General features: G+C 70.5%; 26 protein-coding genes, 1 tRNA gene and 1 other RNA gene. 23 read left to right on the top strand and 5 right to left on the bottom strand.

The genetic code is table 11. From position 1 onward, the window contains the following. Positions 1-125: 125 nt before the first annotated feature. Entirely contained in the window at positions 126-2,264 is a 2,139-nt protein-coding gene (locus KM933_RS05525) for a copper resistance CopC/CopD family protein (RefSeq protein ID WP_308013269.1), read from the top strand. Positions 2,265-2,296: 32 nt separating this feature from the next. Here the strand turns inward: KM933_RS05525 and KM933_RS05520 are convergent, their stop codons facing one another. Further along, the gene (locus tag KM933_RS05520) at positions 2,297-3,286 is read right to left on the bottom strand and encodes an aldo/keto reductase (protein ID WP_260333121.1); all 990 of its coding nucleotides are present in this window, start codon (positions 3,284-3,286) and stop codon (positions 2,297-2,299) included. A 219-nt stretch (positions 3,287-3,505) separates the two neighbouring features. Between KM933_RS05520 and KM933_RS05515 the strand changes: the two genes are divergently transcribed. The 3 genes from KM933_RS05515 (at position 3,506) to KM933_RS05505 (ending at position 5,220) form a co-directional block, all read left to right on the top strand. After that, positions 3,506-4,477: an AraC family transcriptional regulator gene (locus tag KM933_RS05515; protein WP_221348706.1), complete on the top strand. Its 972-nt coding sequence runs from the start codon at positions 3,506-3,508 to the stop codon at positions 4,475-4,477. 85 nt (positions 4,478-4,562) lie between these two features. Continuing rightward, complete coding sequence (locus KM933_RS05510) at positions 4,563-4,763, top strand: hypothetical protein (protein WP_221348704.1); 201 nt, start codon at positions 4,563-4,565, stop codon at positions 4,761-4,763. Between the two features lie 79 nt (positions 4,764-4,842). Continuing rightward, positions 4,843-5,220: an STAS domain-containing protein gene (locus KM933_RS05505; RefSeq protein WP_221348702.1), complete on the top strand. Its 378-nt coding sequence runs from the start codon at positions 4,843-4,845 to the stop codon at positions 5,218-5,220. A gap of 134 nt (positions 5,221-5,354) precedes the next feature. On the opposite strand, the gene KM933_RS05500 is transcribed toward KM933_RS05505, so the two are convergent. Then, complete coding sequence (locus tag KM933_RS05500; protein WP_221348700.1) at positions 5,355-5,693, bottom strand: hypothetical protein; 339 nt, start codon at positions 5,691-5,693, stop codon at positions 5,355-5,357. A 491-nt stretch (positions 5,694-6,184) separates the two neighbouring features. Here KM933_RS05500 and KM933_RS05495 point away from each other — a divergent pair, with 491 nt between their 5' ends. Further along, positions 6,185-7,057: a Shedu anti-phage system protein SduA domain-containing protein gene (locus KM933_RS05495; protein ID WP_221348698.1), complete on the top strand. Its 873-nt coding sequence runs from the start codon at positions 6,185-6,187 to the stop codon at positions 7,055-7,057. Between the two features lie 210 nt (positions 7,058-7,267). On the opposite strand, the gene KM933_RS05490 is transcribed toward KM933_RS05495, so the two are convergent. Together KM933_RS05490 and KM933_RS05485 are read right to left on the bottom strand one after the other, a co-directional pair. Beyond that, positions 7,268-8,515 carry an NsdA family TPR-like regulatory protein gene (locus KM933_RS05490; RefSeq protein ID WP_221348696.1) on the bottom strand — a complete coding sequence of 416 codons (1,248 nt, stop codon included), beginning with the start codon at positions 8,513-8,515 and terminating at the stop codon, positions 7,268-7,270. A gap of 158 nt (positions 8,516-8,673) precedes the next feature. Then, positions 8,674-9,009, bottom strand: a complete 336-nt coding sequence (locus tag KM933_RS05485) for a GntR family transcriptional regulator (RefSeq protein WP_260333089.1) — start codon at positions 9,007-9,009, stop codon at positions 8,674-8,676. Between the two features lie 225 nt (positions 9,010-9,234). Here KM933_RS05485 and KM933_RS05480 point away from each other — a divergent pair, with 225 nt between their 5' ends. The 15 genes from KM933_RS05480 (at position 9,235) to KM933_RS05410 (ending at position 20,090) form a co-directional block, all read left to right on the top strand. After that, on the top strand, positions 9,235-9,537 hold the full coding sequence (locus KM933_RS05480; protein WP_221348694.1) for a hypothetical protein: 303 nt from the start codon (positions 9,235-9,237) through the stop codon (positions 9,535-9,537). Further along, complete coding sequence (locus tag KM933_RS05475) at positions 9,534-9,701, top strand: hypothetical protein (RefSeq protein ID WP_221348692.1); 168 nt, start codon at positions 9,534-9,536, stop codon at positions 9,699-9,701. Before KM933_RS05480 ends, KM933_RS05475 begins: the two co-directional genes overlap by 4 nt. Further along, positions 9,698-10,027 (top strand): hypothetical protein, encoded by a 330-nt coding sequence (locus tag KM933_RS05470; RefSeq protein ID WP_221348689.1) that lies wholly within the window; start codon positions 9,698-9,700, stop codon positions 10,025-10,027. The genes KM933_RS05475 and KM933_RS05470 overlap by 4 nt, the downstream gene beginning before the upstream one ends. A gap of 62 nt (positions 10,028-10,089) precedes the next feature. After that, positions 10,090-10,902, top strand: coding sequence for a DUF2637 domain-containing protein (locus KM933_RS05465; RefSeq protein WP_308013268.1), 813 nt, complete (start codon positions 10,090-10,092; stop codon positions 10,900-10,902). 17 nt (positions 10,903-10,919) lie between these two features. Continuing rightward, entirely contained in the window at positions 10,920-11,303 is a 384-nt protein-coding gene (locus KM933_RS05460) for an RRQRL motif-containing zinc-binding protein (RefSeq protein WP_221348685.1), read from the top strand. A 33-nt stretch (positions 11,304-11,336) separates the two neighbouring features. Further along, entirely contained in the window at positions 11,337-11,801 is a 465-nt protein-coding gene (locus KM933_RS05455; protein WP_221348683.1) for a hypothetical protein, read from the top strand. A gap of 17 nt (positions 11,802-11,818) precedes the next feature. Next, on the top strand, positions 11,819-12,403 hold the full coding sequence (gene traA, locus KM933_RS05450; protein WP_260333088.1) for a plasmid transfer protein TraA: 585 nt from the start codon (positions 11,819-11,821) through the stop codon (positions 12,401-12,403). A 12-nt stretch (positions 12,404-12,415) separates the two neighbouring features. Continuing rightward, positions 12,416-14,494, top strand: coding sequence for a plasmid transfer protein TraB (traB, locus tag KM933_RS05445; protein ID WP_221348681.1), 2,079 nt, complete (start codon positions 12,416-12,418; stop codon positions 14,492-14,494). 123 nt (positions 14,495-14,617) lie between these two features. After that, complete coding sequence (locus KM933_RS05440) at positions 14,618-15,061, top strand: hypothetical protein (RefSeq protein WP_221348679.1); 444 nt, start codon at positions 14,618-14,620, stop codon at positions 15,059-15,061. 90 nt (positions 15,062-15,151) lie between these two features. Further along, on the top strand, positions 15,152-15,844 hold the full coding sequence (locus KM933_RS05435) for a class I SAM-dependent methyltransferase (protein ID WP_221348677.1): 693 nt from the start codon (positions 15,152-15,154) through the stop codon (positions 15,842-15,844). Further along, positions 15,841-16,743, top strand: coding sequence for a bifunctional DNA primase/polymerase (locus KM933_RS05430; RefSeq protein ID WP_221348675.1), 903 nt, complete (start codon positions 15,841-15,843; stop codon positions 16,741-16,743). The genes KM933_RS05435 and KM933_RS05430 overlap by 4 nt, the downstream gene beginning before the upstream one ends. Beyond that, positions 16,740-17,084, top strand: a complete 345-nt coding sequence (locus KM933_RS05425; RefSeq protein ID WP_221348673.1) for a hypothetical protein — start codon at positions 16,740-16,742, stop codon at positions 17,082-17,084. Before KM933_RS05430 ends, KM933_RS05425 begins: the two co-directional genes overlap by 4 nt. Continuing rightward, positions 17,081-18,325 (top strand): DUF3631 domain-containing protein, encoded by a 1,245-nt coding sequence (locus tag KM933_RS05420; RefSeq protein WP_221348671.1) that lies wholly within the window; start codon positions 17,081-17,083, stop codon positions 18,323-18,325. Before KM933_RS05425 ends, KM933_RS05420 begins: the two co-directional genes overlap by 4 nt. 189 nt (positions 18,326-18,514) lie before the next feature. Then, on the top strand, positions 18,515-18,733 hold the full coding sequence (locus KM933_RS05415) for an excisionase family DNA-binding protein (protein WP_210881310.1): 219 nt from the start codon (positions 18,515-18,517) through the stop codon (positions 18,731-18,733). A gap of 79 nt (positions 18,734-18,812) precedes the next feature. Continuing rightward, a complete protein-coding gene (locus tag KM933_RS05410; RefSeq protein WP_221348669.1) occupies positions 18,813-20,090 on the top strand; it encodes a tyrosine-type recombinase/integrase in 1,278 nt (425 codons plus the stop codon). A gap of 62 nt (positions 20,091-20,152) precedes the next feature. On the opposite strand, the gene KM933_RS05405 is transcribed toward KM933_RS05410, so the two are convergent. Further along, positions 20,153-20,240 (bottom strand) — tRNA-Ser (locus KM933_RS05405). A 71-nt stretch (positions 20,241-20,311) separates the two neighbouring features. Here KM933_RS05405 and ffs point away from each other — a divergent pair. From ffs to purD, 3 genes are all read left to right on the top strand, one after another. Next, positions 20,312-20,410: signal recognition particle sRNA small type (gene ffs / locus KM933_RS05400), an RNA gene on the top strand. A gap of 136 nt (positions 20,411-20,546) precedes the next feature. Further along, positions 20,547-22,985, top strand: coding sequence for a DNA polymerase III subunit gamma and tau (locus tag KM933_RS05395; protein WP_221348667.1), 2,439 nt, complete (start codon positions 20,547-20,549; stop codon positions 22,983-22,985). Between the two features lie 173 nt (positions 22,986-23,158). Continuing rightward, positions 23,159-24,427 carry a phosphoribosylamine--glycine ligase gene (gene purD, locus KM933_RS05390; protein WP_221348665.1) on the top strand — a complete coding sequence of 423 codons (1,269 nt, stop codon included), beginning with the start codon at positions 23,159-23,161 and terminating at the stop codon, positions 24,425-24,427. The last annotated feature ends 286 nt before the right edge of the window (positions 24,428-24,713 follow it).

Below are 24,713 nucleotides of genomic sequence, written 5' to 3'. Positions count from 1 at the left end.
CCGCGTACATCCGTATCCCCACGGAGGCCGCGGACGTACGGGACGGACGTACAGGGCTGACGTACAGGGCTGACGTACGAGCAGAGAAGCAGGACGTAGGAGAAAGAGAAGCGGGGAGAGGCGACGTGGGCCGAGTGCGCCGTACACACCGGGTGCCGCGGGGGCAGCGAATACGCCGGGCACAGCGGGTACACCGGGCACAGCGGGTACACCGGGCGCAGAGGCCGGGAGGGCCGCAGGCACCGCACGCACCGCAGGCGCTGGGGACGCCGGGGCCCCGCCGGGCCGCCGTCGTCGCCGCTCTCGTCGTCCTGCTGGGCACGCTGTTCCTGCTCGGCGGCGCCACTCCCGCGTCCGCCCACTCGGCCGTGCGGGACACCGACCCCCGTGAGGGGTCCGTCCTGCGCTCCGCGCCGCGGGAGGTCACCATGACCTTCACCGAGTCGGTCGGCGTCGGAGACGACTCGCTGCGCGTCCTCAGCCCGGAGAACCGGCGGGTGAACGCGGGCGGCGCCGAGCACGTCCCCGGCCGCTCCGACCGGGTCCGCGTACGGCTGCGCGACGATCTGCCGGACGGGACGTTCACCGTCGCCTGGCGCGTGGTCTCGGCGGACAGCCACCCGATCTCCGGCGCCTTCACCTTCTCCATCGGCGCGCCCTCCGAGACGACGGTCTCCCTGTCCGCCGAGCCGGCCGTGAACCCCGCCTCGGGCGCCCTCTACGACATCGCCCGCTACGCCGCGTACGCCGCCGTCGCCCTGCTCATCGGCGTCACCGTCTTCGTCCTCGGGTGCCGTCCGCCCGGTACCCGGCCGTTGCGGGGACTCGTACGCACCGGCTGGTGGGCCCTCCTGGCCACCACGGCCCTGCTCGTCCTCCTGCGCGGCCCGTACGAACGGGGTACCGGCCCGTCGACCCTCCTCGACCCGGCGCTCGTCGAGAACACCCTGACGAGCAGGCCCGGCTGGGCCCTGCTCGCCCGGCTGGCGCTGCTGGCGGGGGTGGCGGTCTTCCTCGTACGGACGGAGGCCGCCCTGCGCGGGTCCCCGGAACCGAAACCCGCCGTCCTCGCCGTCGGCGGTGTCCTGGCCGTCGCCCTGGCGGGCACCTGGGCCGCCGCGGAGCACGCGTCCGCGGGGATCCAGGTCCCCGCGGCGATGACCTCCTCCGTACTGCACCTCCTGGCGGCGTCGGTCTGGCTGGGCGGCCTCGGTGCCCTGCTCACCGCCCTCCACCGGTCGGAGACACCGCTCCCGGCCGCTTCCGTGCGCCGCTTCTCGCGCCTCGCGTTCACCTCGGTCGTGGTCCTGGTGCTGACCGGCGTCTACCAGTCCTGGCGGGGCCTCGGGTCGTGGGACGCGGTGACCGGCACCTCGTACGGCCGGCTCCTGGTCGCGAAGGCGGCCGCGGTGGTGGTGCTGCTGGCCGCGGCGGCCTTCTCGCGCCGCTGGACGGCCCGTCTGACGGACGACGCCGCGCAGCCGTCCGGGGCGCGCGTGCCGGCGATGGCGGGTGCGCCGGCGGGCGCCGAAGCGGACGGCACGAACCTGCCGCCCGACTCTCCCGGACCCGACTCTCCCGGACCCGACTCGCCCGGGCCCGGCTCCCGCGGGCCCGGCTCCCGTACACCGGACGCAGGGCCCGACGCGACGGCTGCGGAATCCTCGGGCCTGTCGGGCCTGTCGGGGCTGCCGGGACCGTCGGAGCCATCGAGGTCGTCAGGGCCGTCAGGGCCGTCGCCGTCGGCTTCCGGGGAGGAGACGGGCGCCCGTCACCGCCTCCTGCGGCGTTCGGTCCTCGCCGAGGTCGTCGTGGGCGTGGCGGTGCTGGTCGTCACGACGGTGCTGACCGGCACCCAGCCCGGCCGCGCCGAGCTGGAGACGGCGGCGGCCGAGTCCACCGCGTCCGCCGGGAGCGGCCCGACCGCGTCCACGACCCTGATCCCCTTCGACGTCGGCACCCCGAACGGCCACGGCAAGGTCCAGGTCCTCCTGGAGCCGGGCCGCGTCGGGGAGAACACGGTCGAGGCGGTCGTCCTCGGCCCCGACGGAGGCATCGCCACCGTCCCCGAGATCCGGCTCTCCTTCACCCTCAAGGCCCAGCGGATCGGCCCCGTCGACGCCGGACTCACCGACAAGGGCGGCTACTGGGGGACCCAGTCCCTCAACCTGCCCCTCGCCGGCACCTGGACGATGAAGGTCACGATCCGCACGTCGGACATCGACCAGGTGTCGGTGACGCGGGAGGTGGAGATCGCCCCCTGAGTCCGTTCTCGAGCCCGCAGCGGGCGCCGGCGTCACCAGGACGGCATGATCGCCTCGGGGTAACGGGACCCGGCAGCACCCTTGGGCAGGATCTCCTGGACGCGGGCCAGGTCCTGCGGGGTGAGCGTGACGTCCGCGGCGGCCACGTTCTCGGCGAGGCGCCGCGGACTGCGGGTACCGGGGATCGGGACGATGTCGTCGCCCTGGGCCAGCAGCCAGGCCAGGGCCAGCTGCGTGACGGAGATCCCCTTGGCGGCGGCGAGCGTGTTCAGTTCGCGTACGGCGGTCAGGTTCCGCTCGTAGTTGCCGGGCTGCCAGCGGTCGTCCCAGCTGCGCATGTCGTCGGCGGGATACTCGGCGGCGGGCTTCACCGCACCGGTCAGGAACCCCCGGCCGAGCGGCGAGTACGGTACGAAGCCGATGCCGAGCTCCCGCACCACGGGCAGCACCTCGGCCTCGACGGCCCGCTCGAACACCGAGTACTCGGTCTGCAGTACGGACACCGGGTGGACGGCGTGGGCGCGCCGGAGCAGGTCGGGTCCGGCCTCGCTGAGTCCGAGGTACCGCACCTTGCCTTCGGCGATCAACTCGCCGACCGTGCCGGCCACGTCCTCGATGGGGACATCCGGGTCGACGCGGTGCTGGTACAGCACGTCGACGTAGTCGGTACCGAGGTGGCGCAGGCTGTTCTCGGTGACCTCGCGGATGTGCTCGGGCCGGCTGTTGAGCGCGTAGCCCGCGGCGTCCTGCGGCGCGCTCATGTCGAAGCCGAACTTGGTGGCGATCACGACGTCGTCGCGGAAGTCCCGTACGGCACGGCCGAGCAGCTGCTCGTTGCTCCCGGTGCCCATGCCGTACAGCTCGGCGGTGTCGAAGAGGGTGACGCCGAGTTCGTACGCCCGGCGGACAGTGGCGATGCCGTCGGCCTCGTCACCGGCGCCGTAGGCCATGGTCATGCCCATCGTGCCGAGACCGACGGCGCCGACGGTCAGCCCCTGACCGCCGAGACGCCGGGCGGGCAGGGTCCCGTGCTCGCCCTGCCGCCCCTCGTCGGTCTGCTGCTTGCGGTGTTGTTCGTCGCCTTGCTGTGTCATGCGCTCAACGCTAGGAGCGCGGATGCCGCGGGGCATGGGCCGTCGACCGCATAGGATTGCCTGATCCTCTCAGGGCCGACTGGGAGGCGCACCCGGGACCGACCCTGTGGGCAGGTGCCCCACCCTTCGGGCGGACAAGGAGTACGGATGCTGGACGAGTTGTCCGCGGCCATCGCCCGGTACGGCGGGGACATGTGGTCCGACACCGCGGTGCCGCGTCAACGGCTGGTGACACTGGACGAGCCCGCCCCGCCGTTCGACCTGCTGTACGAACCGATGATCTGCTTCGTCGTCCAGGGCGCCAAGAGCAGCGTGGCGGGCGACCGGAGCTGGCGGAGCGGTCGCGGGCAGGTGTTCCTGAACTCGCTGGTCCTGCCGGTCACAGCCACGTTCGAGGAGGTGCCGTACCGCTCGGCGGTGCTGCGCCTGGACGGCGACGTGCTCGCCGACCTCCTGCTGGAACTGGAACCGGAGCCGAGCCGGATGCCGAGGCCGAACCGGACACCGGGGCCGAGCCGGACACCGGGGCCGGTCGGCCCGCATCCTCGTCCGGGTACGGAAGGGCTGCCCGGCTCCGACCCGGCCGGACAGCTCTCCGCACCGATGACCCCGGAACTGATCGACGCGGTCACGCGCTGGGTACGGCTGCTGGACAGCCCGCAGGACATCCCGGCCCTGGCGGGCCGTATCGAGGCGGAGATCCTCTACCGCGTGCTCGGCGGCGCCCTCGGCCCGGCCCTGCGGCACTTCACCCTGGCGGACTCCGCCGCGGCGCGGGTGCGTGCGGCGGCCCGTTGGATCTACGCCCGTTTCACCGAGCCGCTCGGCATCGACGCGATCGCGGCGGTGGCCCACATGAGCCCCGCGAGCCTGCACCGCCACTTCAAGGCGGCCACCGGTATGAGCCCCCTGCGCTTCCAGAAGCAGCTCCGCCTCCAGGAGGCCCGCAGGCTCCTCCTGGCCGGGGACACGACGGCGGCCCTGGTCGCCGCGAGGGTCGGCTACGTGAGCGCGACCCAGTTCAACCGTGAGTACCGACGGGTGTACGGCCTGCCGCCGGGCCAGGACACGGCGCGGCTGCGCGACCGGCTGGCGGACGCGGGCAGCCGGAGGGCGTGAACCGTCGCCCGGCCTTTCAGGACACAGACTCCTTCAGGACACAGACTCCTTCAGGACACAGATCTCTTCAGGACGCAGATCCCTGATGGACGAGCGTGCGCAGGGCGACGGAGGCGCGCGCGAACCCCTGATCACTCAGCAGGGCACGCGCTTCACCGCCGGACCCGTCCGTATCCCGGTGCCGGGACGGCCGCCGAAGCCGGACGAGCGCCCGAAAGTCGTACATACGCTTTTTCTGAGCAGAGTGAAGCTCATGTACAGGTACGCCCGGACGGCGGCCGACTGAGGGAGACTGGGGGCATGGCTGTTGGGAAAACAGCGGCCGTCGACTCAGTCATGCCCGTTTTCGCCGATGAGGTGCCGTGGTGAGCGGACAGGACCCGCCGCGGCTGCAAGTTCATCAGGCGGAGCAGAGACACGGCGGCATGCTGGTGTCCCTGACCGGCGAACTCGACGTGCAGACGAGTCTCGCGATCAGGGAAGCGATCATCCGCATCGCCCTCCCGCGCACGACGAGGTACCTCCTGCTCGACCTGTCGGGTCTGACGTACTGCGCCACCGGCGGGCTCTACAGCCTGCTGGGCATGACGGACGCGCTGGAGGTGGTCGGGGTGTCCGTGCAGATCGTCCGTATCAGCACGGCGGTCCAGGCCGTCGTCAGGACCTCGGAACAACTCACCCGGCTTCCGCTGACCGCCGCCGCCACGGGCCCGGACACCGGCGCGTCCTGGCCGCACCACTGAGACGGACGATGCCGGAGGGTCCTGCTGTTCGCGGTGGGGCCCTCCGGCGTCGGTGTCGGGTGAGGCACCGGGCCGTACAGCAGGTCTACCGGACCCCGTCGGCGGACCACCACGGAACTTCGGTGCGGACGCGGTCAGAACAGGAGGGCCTGTTCATCCGCTCCGAGGATCAGCAGGGACGGAGACAGGGCCATGGTGCCGCAGTGGTTGAACGGGTTGATGAACATCACCTGCTCCACATTGCCCGGGCCGACACCCGGACCCCCCTTCTCGGGAGCCAGGATGTTCTGGTCCGAGAAGGTCTTGCAGTCGTTGTCGGCGATCGGGCTGAGGGTGGCTGCTGCCGGACCGGCGCCGGCCAGAGCGATCCCCACGGCGCCGGTGACGATCGCGGCGCACCTCGTGTATTTCGTTGCCATGGCCAAGTAACGCGGACGGGAGAGGCGGGTAACGTCCGGCCCGTTCTCGGTCACTCGTTCCGACGTCGAACCCGGACACGTCGAAGGGCCCCGCTGCGAACAGCGGGGCCCTTCGACGTTAGTGCCCGGTGAGGCACTGGCGGAGGATACGAGATTCGAACTCGTGAGGGGTTGCCCCCAACACGCTTTCCAACTGTCCGCGCGGCCGTCCGGGGGCGTTCGTGGGGGTTCGCGCGGCAGGTCAGAGGGGGTGCGCGTACGGCGGTGAACGGTGGCGTCCGTCTGCGCACTGGACAAAGACCAGGACAACGAACGACTCAGAGCCGCAGCTCACATACGAGGGATGCCGCAACGAACTCCGCGCCAGCGGCGCCGTTGTCGCGCCCCGCGCGGTAAGGGTGCGGCGCGGTGGCGGGACACAAGTTCGGAGGGTTGCAACTCCGGGGCGTTCGCGTCGAGTTCGGACTGAGTAGTGTGAGCCTGTGGAGAATCCTCAATCATCCCAGAGCGTCTTGCGGGCCGTGGCTCTTCCGGACGCAGACCCCATGCGACCGATAGCCCTTGCTTGGGATAAATACTCGGATACGGCGCTTGCGGACTGGTACACGCTCCTTAGCCAGGACCCTGAGGAGGATGAGGTTCAGAGCTTCCTTGAGCTGCATCCGGCAATGATTCCGGGGGGCAGCGGTGATATCGGTCCGGGCGGGCATCATGGGTCAGATGCAGGTGCAGTTTTCCGGCGGCCGAAGTTGATAGGTGCCGGCCGGGGGTTCGAACCGGATTTCATGTGGGTCACGAGATCTTCTGGTCTTGTCACGCCGATTCTGATCGAAATCGAAAAGCCGTCGAAGCGCTGGTTCAGAAAGGACGGTCGTCCCACTAGTGAGTTCGTGGAGGCTCACGATCAGCTCAATGACTGGCGGTCTTGGTTCTCTCGCGACGGGAACCAGGCGATTTTTCGAAATACGTTCCTTTTCCTCGGCGAAAAGTACATGAATCGACCACTTGAGCCGCAGTACGTACTGATTTACGGTCGCGAGTCAGAATTTGGGTTCGGAGGTGGCCACACCAGCCCCGATGGCGTGCGGTATAAACGAGATCAACAGCGAGCAAGGGATGAGTCGTTCATGACGTTCGACGCACTGCGTCCACGTTACGATCACTCCAATTCGATGACTCTGACCATGACGGCCCGCGGTCCGGAAGTGTATGCGTTCTCGCCAGTGTATGGAACGAGTGCGTTTACCGGAGAGGAAGCCCTAGTCCTGGGTGATCCACAAGTGGCTCTTTCGAGGTCGGTCATGATGACAGACGAGCGGCGCGCCTACCTAGCGAAGCGATGGGCCTATTGGCGGGATCATGAACGGCAGAAGAAGGATCTAAACGACATTCAAATCCGCCGGACGGGAATTGAGTAAGCCTCACGCGGACAACTCTGCCGAGATTTTTCATCTCGCTGGTCCCGTGCATCCTGCTGTTAAGGCCATGCAGCGCTCGCAACTGCGAGTTGCCCCAGCCCTGTGAATGAACAATTACAACCACCGCGCGCGGGTGATAGGCGAATATATCCGCATGGTCCCGATAGGGATTTCGTGATCGAGGCCGGGCCAGTTTTCTGTTTGCGCTGTTCAGGAAGGGAGAAACCCCGGTTTCTCCTTTCCTAGGTCTTGCAGGTGGTTCAGGTAGTCCTGTGCCGTCGGTTCGGTGCTGTAGCGCTGCCGCATGACGGCTGCGAGTTCTCGGCTGGTCATGATCAGGGACGGGACAGACTGACGCTGGCCCTGTAGGGCGCGCTCGCCGTGAATGACAGCTTGTTCGAGGTCGCCCTCCCGCGCTGCGGCGACCCCCAGGGTTACCCGCGCTTCGGCGTTCCGCATGGGCGACCGCTCTGTGCCGTCGAAGTCAGTTCCCGCACGCAGAACCTCATCCGCGAGTGTCCGCGCAAGTCGGTCTTCCCCGACCAGCCGATAGCAGTCCATCGCGTAGAAGTCGAACTTGGCGGGGTCGACGACAAAGTGGTTGTCCAGGTTCTCGGGATATGGCATCCCCTCTAGCAGCCGGCGCCCCTTGTCGAGGGCTACCTCAACTTGCCGACGGTCCCCGAGCCGCGCCCATGCTTTGGCTTCCTGGCCAGCGAGCTGCACGGCGACACCGTGGTGTGCTGCTGTCTCTGCCCCGGCTTGCGCTGCGGCGATGACTCCGCGGTAGTCGCCGGTCGTGAGGGCGAACCACGCCCGCATCTCGTGTGCCCACCCCGCAACCTCGGAGTGGTCGGACTCGGTCGCGAGCGAGAGCGCGGCACGCCGCGTCGACTCGGCTGCGTGGCGGTCGCCGGTGTCGTACTCGACGCAGCCGACCAGCAAGGCGAGCCAACCCGACAGCGCGAGTACCTCGCGATGCTGGGCAAGCGTGAGGCTCTTCGTGTGCAGGTCGACAACGCGGCGAAGCCACTGCCGACCCTCGATAAGGAGCTGAGCGCTCGGCATGAACGGGTACTCGGAGCAGAGGCGGTCCGTAGTGATCCGGAGCGCATCGAGCGTCGCACTGTCGACGTCCGAGCGGTTCAGGCGACTCACGATCTCCAGAGTCTCCATTCCGCTCGCTGCCAGGATCTCCTTGTCTCCGTCCCGCCGGGACGGAGCAGGGAAGAGGGCGTGCGTCACTGTGCCGAACACGGCCGCGATGATCGGTTGATAGAAGTCGTTCGGTGCCTGGCCGGACTCCCAGCGCTTCCACTGGCGAATCATGCTGTCCTCTGCCGGCAGCTCCGTGGGTGCGTGCGCACGCAGGGCCCTGACTGCGTCACGCTGTGACCAGTCGCGCGCCTGTCGTTCGGCAGCGATGCGTCGCGCCCATGCGGGCCTGTCGTCAGTCATGCGCCCTCCTCCGAGTGCCTACTCCGAGTCTCGCGCGCGGGCAGGGGGGACAGGGAAGGGGATAGGGGGGTGTCACTGGACATGTCCCCACCTCCTTCCCGCCGTCCCCTGGCTGTCACTTACCTCACACACTCCGTTACTCCCATGCTGGTTGCAGATCAAGCGTCACCTGGTGCGGAGCGGCTTTCCAGCGCTTCGAGTCGTTCGGTCAACGTCTTGAGTTGGGAGCGGATTTCCTTGATGTCATCACGCACGTTGCTACCCGGAGTGGACCCGTCGCTGACGAAGTTGCCCAGGTTCCCCGCCGACACGATCAACCCCTCGGTCCGGAGTGCGGCTAGCCCGTTCTGGATGGTCTGGCTGGCGTACCCGAAGCGGTCCATCAGCTCTCGCTGAGAGGGGAGTTTCTCCCCCGGCTTCATCTTCCTGATGTCGTCGCGGAGCGCGTCTGCGACCTGCACCGCCTTCGGCTTAGGCCCTCCTGTGACAGTCATGCCTTGAGGGTACCCACCACAGCGAACTAGTGCGCATCACCTCGCAAGGGTTGTGCACCACAGCAGACTAGTGCAAGCTAGTCAGCAAGAAAGGGCCCTGAATCTTGGGGCTGTTCCTAGCTTCGTGGCGCCTCGCGCCACGGCTGACTTCAACGGCGAGAGGTCCCCGGGTGGCACCCCGGGGACCTCGGTCGGGCCGTTCCGTCGATTGAGGAGAGACGACCCATGAAGTGCATCGTTGCTGGTCATGAAGCCGTTACCGCGACGGAGTTCGCGGAACTGGCGTTCGGTATCGACCCGGAGTTGTTCACCGACCCGGTGGGGGAGTCCGAGGGTGATCGGGTGGTGCGGCTGGACGTGGCGCGCGAGGTGCTCGCGGAGCTGCGGGAGTCGGACCCGCCGGCAGCGGCGTACGCGGAGACGCTGCTTCGTACGAGCCCGCTGAGGGACGCGCGGGCCGTGGCCCGCCGGCCGCGGACGCGCCGCACGGCGCGCGGCTCCGTGGTGCGTACGGCGGTGGCGGCATGAGTGAGCGCGAGATCCTCGACAGCTTTCCCGCCGGTCACCCGCGCGGCTCCTGGCCGGCTGAGGAGCGGGCCGCGGCTCTGCGGGAGCAGGGTGAGAGCGCCACGGTCGTCATGGACCTGGACACGGACAGCTTCCTGATCGTCTTCGAGGGGGCTGCCGTATGAGCGGGACCCTGACGCTGGATGAGGTGGCCGTGCCCCTGCGGGCGCTGCGTCTGCTGTCCGTGGACTTCGGGCACTTGCCGGCTCCGTCCGTGCACGTGTCGACGATCTACCCGGAGCGGCTGGAGTTGGCGTTCTACGACGACCTCTCCGGCTTCGAGAGGTGGCGGGAGGCCCTGGGGGTCGCCCCGGACGCGGTGACCTACCGCGTGCAGAACGGCGGACGGACGGGAGTCCTGAGCACCAGCGTCGACCACGCGGGCGCCACGGTGCACCTGATCGCTTACGCGGACGTCATCACCCCGGCGTTGGTCGGGGGTGCGGCATGAGTGCTCCGGCCCGCGTCGACGCTTCGTTGACGTCCGTCGAAACCGCGTCGACGCCCGCCGCGGTGGACCACGCGATCACCGCTCTTGCGGCCGTGCTCACAGTGCTCCTGACGGCCGTGGCGTTCTGGCTCTCCTACGAGCACCTGCAAGAGGTTGCCGCGCGGCACGGCATGCAAGAGGCGGTCGCCCGGTCGTGGGCGTGGCCGGCCACGGTGGACCTGTTCATCGTGATCGGTGAATTGTTGATCCTGCGTGCCTCGCTCGCTCACCGGGTCGACTGGTGGGCAATCGGCCTGGTCACCGCAGGTGACGGGGCCTCCATCGCGTTGAACGTGGCGGGTGTCGGTGAGGGTGCCGGGGCCCTGAACTATGTGGTGGCCGCGGTTCCTCCGGTGGCCGCGCTGCTGGCCTTCGGTGCGCTCATGCGGCAGGTCCACGCCTACCTCGCCCGACGGGCGTCGACGGGCGTCAACGTCCCGCCGCCGGGCGTCGAAACACCCTCGACGCCCGTCATGGTGAGCGTCGACCGCCCGACCGCCCCGCCGGCTGCGCCCGTGGTTTCGGTGCCTGCGGCCGTGGCCGTGCCGGTGGCTGTGGAGGCTGCGTCGACGCCCGTCACCCCGGATCCGGTCCCCGTCGACACCGCGTCGACGCCCGTCGACCTTTGCGCCCCGGTGGTCTACCCGAACCGGGTCGATCAATTGGTACGCGCCCTGTACGGCACCGACTTCACGCAGCCGAGCACGGCCCGCATGACACAGGCGATGGCCGCGGCGGGGCTGGGGACGTCGGAGTCGACGGCCCGCACCGCACGCGGACGGGTCAAGACCCGTGAGCCGCACCTGGCCGACCTCCCGACCGCGCTCGCCGGCTGAGCGGGAGGACGGCGCTCATGTCGTACTCCTACGCCAAGTGCTTCGACCCGTCCGGCGCCCGCCACGGGATACCCACCTTCCCGTGGCGCTGCGCCCCCGACGGCTACGCCACCCGTCGGCAGCTCCGTGCCCGTGGCCTGCGCCCTGGTGGGCAGCCGGTCGCCGGGCAGGTGCTGCGCCCGCGCTACCGGCGCGGCCCGCTGGTCGCCTACCTCTACCGCCTCGACTGCGCCAAGCCCGTCCGCCCGATGACGCCGGCGAAACGGGCCGCGCTGGCCAAGGCCAACACCGCGCGTCGCACGTGCCCGCAGTGCCGGCGGGATGCCGGCTACGTCATCCCCACCTCGCTCGGCATGTGCGTGCCCTGCGCGTACCCCGAGGACGAACAGCGCGCCGCCTGAACATCCCATCGTCCAGTCTGGAAGGGGCCTTTCATGGCCAGCCCGAAGACCGTCCGTATCCCGCGCCAACGTGGCCGCGGACGGCAGCCGTACATCGTCGTCGTGCCGGAACACCGGCACTCCCTGACCGGGCGCGCCGCTTCTGCGCTCGCGCTGTTCGTGTGGGATCACCGCCGTGCGCTCGCCCCCACCGGGCTGGCGTTACTGGCGTTCGTGCTCACCGCCGTACTGCACACGCTCGCGTGGTGGGCGGCTCTCGTGCTCGCCCCCGCCGCGCTCGCGCCCCTCGTCTGGTTCGCCCTCGTCCAGCGCCGCCACCCCGCCGACGGATCCGCGCTCGCGTGGCGGATCACGCTCGCTGCCGTCTCGGCTCTCGCCGGGGGGTGGGTGGCTCTCGCGGTCGCGGTCGGTCCGCTCGCCGGTCCGCTGGAGGTCTGGTGGCTGCTGCTCCTGCTCGGCACACAGACCGCATGGCTCATCGTCCGCCGCACCCACTGACCTGAGGAGATGACCGCATGGCAGACAACGGATCCGCGAACCGGGCCAACAACCGGGCCTACCGGCAGGCGCAGCACGCAGCCCGGCCGCGCGTGAACGCCAACACCGGGGCCAAGTCCAACAAGTTCACCAACGCGGGAGCAGCGGTCGGAGGGTTCGTCGGTGCGGTGGGCGGCTCGTTCGTCCCGCCCGTCAACATCACCGTGAACAACAACCGGGCCCGCGGCAACAGCGGCCGGCGCGGGCACGAGACCCTGCTCCCCGCCCCGGACTTCAGCTCCCCCGCGCTGATCCGCAACTACTGCAACACCCTGCGCGCGGCTGCGGTGACCTTGTCCATCGAGGTGGCCATGGGTGCGGAGATTTTGAACGGCGTGCTCGCGGCGGTGCCGGACCCGGAGGGACGCGCGTTCGGCTCCCGCCTGCGTGCGGCCAAGGTGTCGCGCAAGATGCGCCGCGCCTCCGACGACCTGCGCCACGCGGCCAAGAGCGCGGCTGCGGCCTACGCGACGTTCCAGCAGGAGTACGAGGAAGAGATCAACCGGGTGCGCCACCGGGCCCGCAAGCCGCAGGCGCCCGTCATCGACTGGTCGCAGCAGTAAGGAGGGTTGACCATGGCAAGGAACAGCAGCGGTAGCCGCGCGCGGCACACCGACTACCTCGGCGACGGCATCGTCGCCGAGTACCGGGGTGAGGGTCTGCTCCCCGGGCAGGGTTCCGGGGGCGGGATCGGCGCATACCTGCTCAACCGGGCCAAGCCGCATCTGCCGCCGTGGCTGGGAGTCGGCGCGGCGGGTGTCGCGGGCGCGCTGGGGAACTGGCGGTGGGGGGAGAGCGCTCCGGCCGGAGTGGGTCTCACCCTCGCCTCCGTCGCCCTTACGGGTGTCACCTGGTGGGTCGGCCGCAACACCTCCGCTCAGCGCCGGCTGCACTCCGCGATCACCGTTGCCGCGGGCTCCGCGTGGGTGACCGGAGCATGCCTCGCCGGGCCGCTCGCCGGACCTTTGGACGACCTGTATCTGATGGGCGGGCCGGTCGTGGCCCTGTCGTGGAACGTGCGGATGATCCTGCGCACTCCGGACGGGGAAGCGAGCGGGCAGGGCGGCGACAAGGGACTGCTCGAAAAGATCGGTCTGGCCCGTGCGCAGATCGGCGCCGCGAAGGTGGAGCCGAACCGGGTCACCGCGCCCATCGCGCTCGCTGCGGGGGAGCAGACCAACGACGACGTGACGAAGGCGCTCGGACTGCTCGCGTCCGCGCTGGACCTGCCCGCCTCCGCGGTGCGCTACCAGCCCGACCCGGACTCCGTGCGCCGCGGTGAACTGGTCATCGTCCCCGAGGACATGCTCGCGGAGTTCGTCGAATACGACGGGCCCTCCAACCTCGGAGGCTCCATCGCGGACCCGCTGCTCCTCGGCCGCTACGACGACGGCGCGCCGATGCACCTGTGGCTGCCCGGCGACCCGGAGGCCGACCGCAACGGCACCCACGTGCTCATCGCCGGCGGCTCCGGCTCCGGCAAGGGCGACACCGCCCTGAATCTCCAGACGGAGATCCTTTCCCGCTCCGACGTGCTGCTGTGGCTGTCCGACCCGAAGATGTTCCAGGACTTCCGCCCCCTGCTCCCCGGCATCGACTGGGCAGCCGAGGGCGGCACCCCCACTGAGGTCATGGTGGAAGCCTTGCAGGAAGTCATCCCTGCCCGCACGCGGTGGCTCGGGCAGCACTCCTACCGGCAGTGGCTCCCGCAGGCAGCACAGCAGCAGAACGACCCCCAGCACTCCTGCCGGCCGGACGGCACCGCGTGCGGCTGCGCGGGGATGCCGTTCCTCGTGGCCTGGATGGAAGAAGCCGCAAGCACCCTGCGGGCCCTGGGAGACGACGCGTTCACCGGGATCTCGCAAGAGGCCCGCTCCGCGGGTGTCTCCCTGATCGTCTCCCTGCAACGCCCCTCCTACGACCAGATGTCCACCAGCACCCGCGCCGCCCTGCCGTCCGTGATCGCACTCGGCTGCGACCCCCGCGACGAGGGATTCTCCCTGCCCGACCGGGTCCTGGACGCAGGCGCGCACCCGGGAGCGTGGGGCAACCGCAAGCCCGGCTACTGCTACCTCGTGAGCACGGGCGTGCCCGAGGACCGTTACGCCTCCCCGGGGCGTACCCGTGCCTTCACCCACCGGTCGGTGTCCCTCATGGAAGTCGTCGCCGCGTGGGCACAGCGCAACGGCGCCACCGCCGACCCGATCACCGCCGGGGCCGCCGCATCCATCGCCGGAAAGGCGTACAGCGGCCGACCGGTCCCCGGGGACGGGCAAGGCGCACCGCACGTCGATCCGGAAGACGACGACATGGACGACGCCCCGCGACACGACCCCGAAGACGAGCAGATCGACCCGGAGGAGGAACTCCCCGCGGCGCAGGACGGAGACGATGCCCCGATCTTCGGAGAGGGCACCGGCCGCAAGCCGAAGGGGGAAGAAGCCCGCCGGCTGCTCGCGGAGGCACTCGCGGAGTTCGAACGAGACGGACAGATGATCATCGGTCCCAAGGATCTGTCCGACTGGTGCGACCGCCACAACCTCTCCCGCCCGTGGGTATCCAAGAAGCTCGCGGAGGCAGCCGCGGAGGGCCGACTCGCCCCGACGAACACCACCGGCCGGTGGCGCATCGTGCCGTCCCTAACCCCCGCGTGACACCTGACACCGTCACGGCCCCGTGACACCCAAACCCCTAGGCAGGCGCAGGTGTCACGCGCCCTGACACCCGCCCCTGACACCCCTGTGACACCCGCCTGACACCGCACCCGAGGGAGCCCGATGAGCACCCCGCAACGGCCTACGGCCGTGGAAGTCCACCACCCCACCCCGCTCACCCCCACCCACCCGATGCCGCTCGTGCCCGCGCAGCCGGCCCCCGTTTCGTCGGTGGCGTCCGTGGTCCTGCCCGACGGGCGAGTCGTCACCGGCTACGCCATAGAGCCGGCCAAGCCCGAACCCCCTGCCGTCAAACCGGCCGTATCGCGCACGGCGGTGAACATCGCGCTCGGAGGGATCGGGTTCGGCGCCGTGTGCGGCGGGCTCGTGCTCCTGACGACGTTCATCGCCGCGCTCACCGCGCTCATCACCCAACTGATCACTCTGGCCGCGGTCATCTTCGGCGGATGGATCGCAGTCCAGATCCTCGGCACGAGCAGCCGCCGCGGCGGGACCACGGTCAACATCCGCAAAGCCGTGATCAAGCGGAACAAGTTCTACAGCTAACTACGCCAAGGGCGGCCCCCATCGTCTCGCCAAAGCCGCGGGGCCGCCCTTGCCAGCCAGCACCCATCACAGGAACTGGAGACCTCCAGAATGACCCAACCGACCATGATCCGGCGAGTGCGCGGCCCCCGGCCGCGGCTGCTGGATGCGTTCTGCCGCCAGGGCGGAGCCGGCAAGGGCTACGACCACGCCGGATTCGACGTGACCGGCATCGACATCGACCCGCAACCGCTCTACCCCTTCCGGTTCATCCAGGGCGACGCGGTCGACTTCATCCGCGAGCACGGAGCCGAATTCGACTTCATCCACGCCTCACCCCCGTGCCAGCTCGACAGCGACTGCCAGCGCCTGCACGGCAACACCCACCCCGACCTGATCGACCCCACCCGCGCCGCCCTGGAGACGACCGGGCGACCGTGGGTGATCGAGAACGTACGCGGGGCGCTGCCCAAGCTCCGTGAACCCGTGATGCTGTGCGGGCCGATGTTCGGTGTGGAGACCTACCGGCACCGGTACTTCGAACCCGGCGGGGGCTTCATCCTCGAACAGCTCCCGCACCCCGCCCACACGGTGCCTCAGGCGAAGATGGGCCGCCCCGTCCCGCCCGGCCACTTCGGGCAGTTCGTCGGCAACTTCTCCGGCGTCCCCCTCGCCCGCCGCGTCATGGGCGTGCCGTGGATGACCCGAGAGGGCATCCGCGAGTGCATCCCGCCCGCCTATAGCGAGTTCATCGGCCGCGCCGCGCTCGCCGTGCTCACTCCGGTCCTGGAGGTGGCGGCATGAATGCGACCCTGCTGAACGCAGCACTGAGCGCCGCGGCACGCGGCTGGCCCGTCTTCCCGCTGCGCCCCGGCACGAAGCGGCCCGCGCTGCACAGCGAGACGGCATGCCCCCGCACCGGCCCGTGCGCGAGCGGGCACCGCAAGTGGGAACAGCGCGCCACCACCGACCCCGAGCGCATCCGCGCGGCCTGGTCACAGGCGCCGTTCAACGTCGGCATCGCCACCGGCCCCTCCGGGCTGGTCGTCATCGACCTGGACAAGCCCAAGAACCAGAACAACGGCAACGGCAGTGCGGACGCGCCTGACGGCGCGGCGACCTTTGAGGCGCTCTGCGAGCGCACCGGGCAGTCCGTCCCCCGCACCCGCACGATCCGGACCGCGAGCGGCGGACAACACCTGTACTTCACCGCCCCCGCCGCGGTACGCCTCCACAACACCGCAGGGACCCTCGCCCCACTGGTCGACACCCGCGCATGGGGCGGCTACGTCGTCGCAGCCGGCAGCACCATCGGCAGCCGGACGTACGAGGTCGCGGGCCCCGCGCTGATCAACTCTCTGCCCCCGGGACTGCTCGCCCTGCTCATCCCGCCGCACCCGTCCACCCCACCCCCGCTCACGCCGACAGTGGCGCGCACGGGGCGGGCCGCCGAAGCCGCCCTCACCTGGGGGCGCAGGAACGTGCGGCAGGCGCCGGAGGGCACGCGTAACGTCCGGCTGCTGGAGAGCGCACGCGCCCTGGGCCGCTTCGTCGCATGGGGCGACATCCCCCGCCACGTGGTCGAAGACGCATTTCAAGGGGAGGGAGAGGCTGCCGGACTCACCGCGGCCGAGTGCAGGACCACGATCCGCAGCGCACTCGACTGGTCCATCCGTACCTGCCGCCCGAGGACGGCAGCATGACCAGCCACCCCGACCCCCTCTTGAAAAGCATCCCCGGTACCCCCACCGGGTCCGGCCCCGCCGAACCTGCCGCACCCGCGACCGGCCGTGGCGCGCCGAAGGTCGCCGCCGAAGGCGTCCGCACTGCTCTTGTCCTTGATCCGGAGGCGGTCGCTGTCTCCGGCATCTGCCCGGGATTGCGGGTGCGGTTCACCCGCCCGCCCGTGGCCGACTGGCTCTGTGCCTGCGGGCACCACGAGCGCGCCCGGGGCCGCGCTGCCGTCACCGCACTCACCACCCGCGTGATCGTCGGCATCTGCCTGCACGACACCCCCGCACAGGAAGGGAGGGCCGCCGCATGACCGCCACCACCCCCGCACCGTCCATCGACGGCGCCGCGCTGCTGGACGAGGTGGAAGCCTTCCACCGCCGGTTCAACATCTTCCCCACCGCAGCCGCGTACGTCGCGGTCGCACTGTGGGACGGACACGCCCACCTGATCGACTGCTTCGAGACCACGCCCCGCATCGCGTTCCTGTCCCCGGAGCCGGGATCGGGCAAGTCGCGGGCCCTGGAGATCGTGGAGACCCTGACCCCCCGACCGGTCGCCACGGTGTCCGCATCCGCCAACGCCCTCTACCGGCTGGTCGACTCAGCCGAGGGACTGCCCACCGTCCTGTTCGACGAGGTGGACACCATCTTTGGCCCCAAAGCAGGGGCGGATGAGGCCCTGCGCGGATTCCTGAACGCCGGCTACCGGCGCATCGGCGGCGCCCTGCGCTGCGTCGGGGACGGCTCCAACCAGACAGCGCAGATCTTCAACTCCTACTGCGCCGTGGCCATGGCAGGTATCGGCTCTCTGCCGGACACCGTGCTGACCCGCTCGGTCATCGTCCGCATGCGCAAGCGCGCACCGAACGAGAAAGTGGAGCCCTACCGGCAGCGCACCCACGAGAAGCAGGGCCACGCCCTGCGTGACCGCCTCGCCAAGTGGGCCGACACCGTCCGCGACCAGGTCGCGGAAGCGTGGCCCGAACTGCCTGAAGGAGTCTCCGACCGGCCCGCCGACGTCTGGGAACCCCTGCTCGCAGTCGCGGACGCAGCCGGCGGGGACTGGCCCGTACGGGCCCGTACCGCCTGCCTGGAACTGATCAGCGCGTCCCACGACAACGACGAAGCCTCCCTCGGGGTCCGGCTGCTGACCGACCTGCGCGACAAGGTGTTCTGCGGTGACGACCGGATGCCCACCGCCGCGATCATCGAATGCCTGCTCCGCATGGACGACGCCCCATGGGGCGACCTGGACGACAAGCCGATCAACTCCCGCACCCTCGCCCGGCTGCTCGGGCAGTACGTCACCCCGGCCAACAAGCCGATCAAACCGCGCGGCATCCGCACCCCCTCCGGCTTCCCTAAGGGCTACTACGCGGAAGACCTCACGGACGCCTGGATCCGGTACTGCTCCCCGTCCCCCGGAGAATCCGCCACGTCCGCCACGTCCGCCACACCCCAGGTCAGCGGGGGTGCATCCGTGGCGGATACCGCCACAGCCATCCGCCACACGTCTGCGGAAACCGCCACACAGCCGATCCTCACCGGCTGACCAGACCGGCAGCTCTGCAAGCCGCCACACCTGACGGGTGTGGCGGCACCCATCCGCCACAAAAACGCTATCCGCCACACGATCAAGGCTCTGACCTGCGATGTGGCGGCGTGGCGGACGTGGCGGATACCCCAGAAGGGGGCCGACGGGCCCCCGCTCCTCCCCTCGCGACGAAGGAGCAACAACCGAATGGAAACGGCCCGTCCCGCCGACGCATTCGACCCCACCCTCGTGCTGCTGACCGTTGAAGAGGCGGCCCGTCGCCTTCGAGTCGGCCGCACCTTCTGCTACCAGCTCATCCGCTCCGGAGAGCTGGAGTCCATTCCCGTCGGCCGGCTCCGGCGCGTCCCCGCGGATGCGCCCGCCGAATACGTCGCCCGTCAACGTGCGGCCCAACGAGCCGCTTGACCGCACCCCGGGCGGCGGACTGCCCCGGGCAGGACAGTCCGCCGCCCGGATCTCGGTACCCAAAAACAGGAGTCTGGCTGTGGCAGAAGAGAAGAAGCGCACCCGCCGCGCCAACGGCGAATCCGCCATCTACTTCGGGAAAGACGAGCGTTGGCACGCTCGGGTCCCGATGGGCTACAAAGACGACGGGACGCCCTACCGCCGACACCTGACGCGCCTGACGCGCAAGGAATTGGTGGACGAGGTTCGCAAGCTGGAGAAGCAGCGCGACGAAGGTTCAGCGCAACAACCCGGCAAGCCGTGGACGGTCGACAAGTGGCTGTGGCACTGGGTCGAGAACATCGCCAAACCGACCGTGAGCGAGAACACCTACGACGGCTACGAGGTGGCCGTGCGCGTGCATCTCGTGCCCGGTGTCGGCAAGCACCGCATCGACCGCTTGGAGCCCGAGCACCTGGAAAGCCTGTACCGCCGGATGCAGAAGAGCGGGAGCAAGGCTGGCACGGCTCACCAGGCCCACCGCACCATCCGGACCGCCCTTGGAGAAGCGGCACGGCGCGGCCACGTGGCGAAGAATGCCGCCGCGCTGGCCAAGCCGCCGCGGATGGAAGAGGCGGAGGACGAGGTGGAGCCCTACTCGCTGGATGAGGTGCAGAGTCTGCTGATCGAGGTGAACAAGCGCCGGAACAGCGCCCGCTGGATGCTCGCGCTCGCGCTCGGTCTGCGACAGGGTGAGACGCTCGGACTGCGCTGGTCTGACGTCGACCTGGACAACGAGTACCTCAAACTGCGCCGCAACCGTCTGCGTCCTCGCTACGAGCACGGGTGCCCGGAAGCCTCGCCGTGTGGCCGGAAGGCGGGGTACTGCCCGAGCCGGAAGCAGGTCCGGCGTGAGACCAAGAACACGAAATCCCGCGCCGGCCGCCGCGCGGTGCCCCTGCCGAGCCCGCTGGTCGCCATGCTCCGCACGCATGCCGAGGTACAGGCGCGCGAGCGCAAGACCGCGGGCAACCTGTGGATCGAGTCGGACTACGTGTTCACCAGGGCGCTGGGCGGCCCGCTGAGCCCGAACACGGACTATCACGACTGGAAGCGGCTCTTGGCGGACGCGCAGGTGCGGGACGGCCGGTTGCACGACGCACGGCATACCGCGGCCACCGTGCTCATGCTGCTCGGGGTCCCGGCCCGGGTCATCGACCAGATCATGGGGTGGGAGCCGGGCACCTCCGCACGGATGCGGGCGCGTTATCTGCACGTGCCGGACGCCATGCTCAAAGACGTCGCCCGGAAGATCGCCGATGCCATCTGGGGGCCCGCGGAACCCGCTGTGGACAAAAACCAGGACAACGAGAGCTGAGAACCGTCGAAGGGCCCCACCGCGAACGGTGGGGCCCTTCGACATCGTGCCCGGTGAGGCACTGGCGGAGGATACGAGATTCGAACTCGTGAGGGGTTGCCCCCAACACGCTTTCCAAGCGTGCGCCCTAGGCCACTAGGCGAATCCTCCGGGGCAAACAATACAAGACGTTGAGCAGTGCTCGCGAACTCGTTCCCCCCGCCCGGATCGGGTACTGTGTGCGCAGCCCCTCACGTGGCGCTATCTGACTGAACTCCCCCAGGGCCGGAAGGCAGCAAGGGTAGGTTGGCTCTGGCGGGTGCGTGGGGGGCGCTTGCGTGTGCGGGGCTGCGAGGCCGTGGGGCGCCGGCCGGGGCGAGGCGCCACGCGCGGGCCCGGGCGGTGGTCCTGTGGCGGTGGGCGGGGACGTGCGGCGGGCGGTCCTCGTTGTCAGTGGGCGCCTATAACCTCGTACGTGTGTCGTCTCTCGCGCTGTACCGCCGTTATCGCCCGGAGTCGTTCGCCGAGGTCATCGGGCAGGAGCATGTAACCGATCCGCTGCAGCAGGCGCTGCGGAACAACCGGGTCAACCACGCGTACCTGTTCAGCGGGCCGCGCGGCTGCGGGAAGACGACCAGTGCGCGGATCCTGGCGCGCTGTCTGAACTGCGAGCAGGGGCCCACGCCCACCCCGTGCGGAGAGTGCCAATCCTGTCGCGACCTGGCCAGGAACGGGCCCGGCTCCATCGACGTCATCGAGATCGACGCGGCCTCCCACGGTGGCGTGGACGACGCCCGTGACCTGCGCGAGAAGGCGTTCTTCGGACCCGCGAGCAGCCGGTACAAGATCTACATCATCGACGAGGCCCACATGGTCACGTCCGCCGGCTTCAACGCGCTGCTGAAGGTCGTCGAGGAGCCGCCGGAGCACCTCAAGTTCATCTTCGCCACCACCGAGCCCGAGAAGGTCATCGGGACGATCCGGTCGCGGACGCACCACTATCCGTTCCGGCTCGTTCCCCCCGGCACCCTGCGGGAGTACCTCGCCGAGGTCTGCGGGCGCGAGGGCATGGCCGTCGAGGACGGGGTGCTTCCGCTCGTCGTGCGGGCTGGCGCCGGGTCCGTGCGTGACTCCATGTCCGTCATGGACCAGCTCCTCGCCGGAGCCCGCGCCGACGGTGTGACGTACGCCATGGCCACCTCCCTCCTCGGGTACACGGACGGCTCGCTGCTCGACTCCGTGGTGGAGGCATTCGCCTCGGGTGACGGTGCGGCCGCCTTCGAAGTGGTCGACCGGGTCATCGAGGGCGGCAACGACCCCCGCCGCTTCGTCGCCGACCTGCTGGAGCGGCTGCGGGACCTCGTGATCCTCGCCGCAGTGCCGGACGCCGGCGAGAAGGGACTCATCGACGCCCCCGCCGATGTGGTGGAACGGATGACGGCCCAGGCCGAGGTGTTCGGCGCCGCCGAGCTGAGCCGCGCGGCCGACCTCGTCAACACCGGGCTGACGGAGATGAGGGGCGCCACCTCGCCCCGCCTCCAGCTCGAACTGATCTGCGCGCGGGTGCTGCTGCCCGCGGCGTACGGGGACGAGCGGTCCGTCATGGCCCGCCTCGACCGGATCGAGCGCGGGGTGAACTTCACGGGAGCGGGCGCCGGTGCTCCCGCCGTGCCTCCGATGGGCTACGTGCCCGGACCCGACGCACATCCGGGGGGTGCGCCCGTGGGGCTGCAGGGGGGCCCGGCCGGCAGCCCCGCCGGTGGTCCCATCGGCGGTCCCGCCGCGGCCCGTGCCGCGGTACGGGGCGGTGCCGGACCGGGCACGGCAGCCGGACCGGGCACGGCAGCCGGAGCGATGCCGGGTGGCGGGGGAGGGGCCGGTGCTCCCGGTAGTCCCAGTGGTCCCAGTGGTCCCAGTGGTCCTGCTGGTTCTGGCGGGGACACGGGGTACGGGGCGGCTCATGCCCCGGTCGCGGAGCAGCCGCCCGCGCCGAGCCCGGCTCCCGCGGCCGACGGTGCGGCTGGTGGCGCAGCCGGTGGTGCGCCCGGTGCCTGGCCCACCGCGACAGCCGTCGGCGGCGGCCGGCGGCCCGGTGGCTGGCCGACCGCGACGCCCGCGGGCGGAGGACAGCCCCCGTTCGGGGCGTCCGGCGCACCATCCACCGCGTCCGCCCCGGGCGGTTCCGGCGGGGTCCGCCCGTCCCCTCCGTACGCCCCTGCCGCTGCTCCTGTCTCCGCTCCTGCCTCCGCCGGGCCCGGCCTCTCCGCCCCTTCCGGCGGCGGTCCGGACCCCCGCACCCTCTGGCCGAACATCCTGGAGGCGGTGAAGAACCGCCGCCGCTTCACCTGGATCCTGCTCAGCCAGAACGCGCAGGTGACCGGCTTCGACGGCACCACCCTCCAACTCGGCTTCGTCAACGTCGGCGCGCGGGACAACTTCGCGAGCAGCGGCAGTGAGGAAGTGCTGCGACAGGCGCTGTCCGAGCTGTTCAACGTCCAGTGGAAGATCGAGGCGGTCATCGACCCGTCCGGCGGCTCGGTACCGCCGGCCGCGCAGAGCGGCGGGTTCGGCGGCGGTTTCGGGGGTGGGGGCGGGGGCGGAGGTTACGCACCGGGTGGTGCGGCGCCGCAGCAGGGCGCACCCCGTCCTGCCCCGCAGCAGCCGGCGGCCCCGTCCCCCGGCCCGGCCGCCGCCCCGGCCGCCCGGAACCAGTCGGCGTCCGCGGGCGGCCCGCCGCCCTCGTCGGCCCATCAGCCGCCGCCCCGCCCCTCCGCTCCGGAGCCGCCTCCCATCTCCCCGGAGGACGACATCCCGGAGGACGACGACCCCGACCTCGACGAGTCGGCGCTGTCGGGCCACGAACTGATCGTGCGGGAACTGGGGGCAACGGTGGTCGAGGAGTTCACCAACGAGTGAGCGGCGAGCGGTGAGCAGTGGGTGTGAGCAGTGGGTGTGAGCAGTGAGGAATGAGCGGTGAGTGGCGGGCCTGCCGCTGTCCGTCCCCGGCGCCAAGGCTGCCCACCCCGGCACCAAGGCTGTCCCCCCGGCGCCAAGGCCCCGTCGGCCGGGTGCCCGCTAGGCTGACCCCCGTGAAGGTCCTAGTAATCGGCGGCGGCGCCCGCGAACACGCCCTGTGCCGCTCCCTCTCCCTCGATCCCGACGTCACCGCCCTGCACTGTGCCCCGGGCAACGCGGGCATCGCCGAGGTGGCCGAGCTGCACGAGGTCGACGCCCTCGACGGCAAGGCCGTGGCCGTGCTGGCCGCGGACCTCGGCGCCGAGCTGGTGGTCGTCGGCCCGGAGGCGCCCCTCGTGGCCGGGGTCGCCGACGCCGTGCGCGAGGCGGGCATCCCGGTCTTCGGCCCCTCGCGGGAGGCCGCCCTGCTGGAGGGCTCCAAGGCATTCGCCAAGGACGTCATGGCGGCTGCGGGCGTACCCACCGCCCGCTCGTACGTCTGTACGACACCCGCCGAGGTCGACTCGGCGCTCGACGCCTTCGGTGCCCCGTACGTCGTGAAGGACGACGGTCTCGCGGCCGGCAAGGGCGTCGTGGTGACCGGCGACCTCGCCGAGGCCACGGCCCACGCCAACGCCTGCGAACGGGTCGTCGTCGAGGAGTTCCTCGACGGCCCCGAGGTCTCCCTCTTCGCGATCACCGACGGCGTGACGGTCGTCCCGTTGCAGCCGGCCCAGGACTTCAAGCGCGCCCTCGACGGCGACGAGGGCCCGAACACCGGCGGCATGGGCGCGTACTCGCCCCTCCCGTGGGCCGACCCGAAGCTGGTCGAGGAGGTCGTGCAGACCGTCCTGCAGCCGACCGTCGACGAGCTGCGCCGCCGCGGCACCCCGTTCTCCGGGCTGCTCTACGCCGGCCTGGCGATCACCTCGCGCGGTGTGCGGGTCATCGAGTTCAACGCCCGCTTCGGCGACCCCGAGACCCAGGTCGTCCTCGCCCGTCTGCGGACCCCGCTCTCCGGCATCCTGCTCGCGGCGGCCGAAGGCACCCTCGCCGACCTCGAACCGCTGCGCTGGAGCGACGACGCGGCCGTCACCGTGGTCATCGCCTCGCACAACTACCCCGCCACCCCGCGGACCGGCGACCCCGTCGAGGGCCTCGACGAGGTGGCCGCCCAGGACGCCCCGCACACGTACGTCCTGCACGCCGGTACGAGGCGTGACGGCGGCGCGGTCGTCAGCGCGGGCGGCCGGGTGCTCTCGGTGACCGCGAGCGGTACGGATCTCACGCAGGCCCGCGCCCGTGCTTACCGGGCGGTCGACCGGATCCGCCTCGACGGATCCCAGCACCGTACGGACATCGCGGCGCAGGCGGCGCAGGCGGCGGAAGCCGCAGCCGGGTAGTTCATAACCCTGGGTTACGGCTGCCACCTGCAGCGTCACCTCCCATACGGCACCTCCGGGCCCCGGATCCAGCACTGGATCCGGGGCCCGTCCGTCAGCTACCTCTAGCCAAAGCCATTCCATCGAGTGACCGATCCTCCATCCGGCTGACGACGGACCGGGCCCCAACTATGGTGCGGCGCAAGCGTTCCGGCACTTGGCCCACCGGCATTGCGATGTCCGCGGTGGGTGCCACAGTGGGGGAGTGAGCAACGCCATGAGGTCCGCCGGCGGTGGCTGGGTATGC

It is taken from the genome of Streptomyces beigongshangae (genome assembly GCF_019710745.1).
Taxonomy (GTDB): Bacteria; Actinomycetota; Actinomycetes; order Streptomycetales; family Streptomycetaceae; genus Streptomyces; species Streptomyces beigongshangae.
Note: the sequence above shows the minus strand (reverse complement) of the source record. Positions and strands in the feature narration are given on the sequence as shown.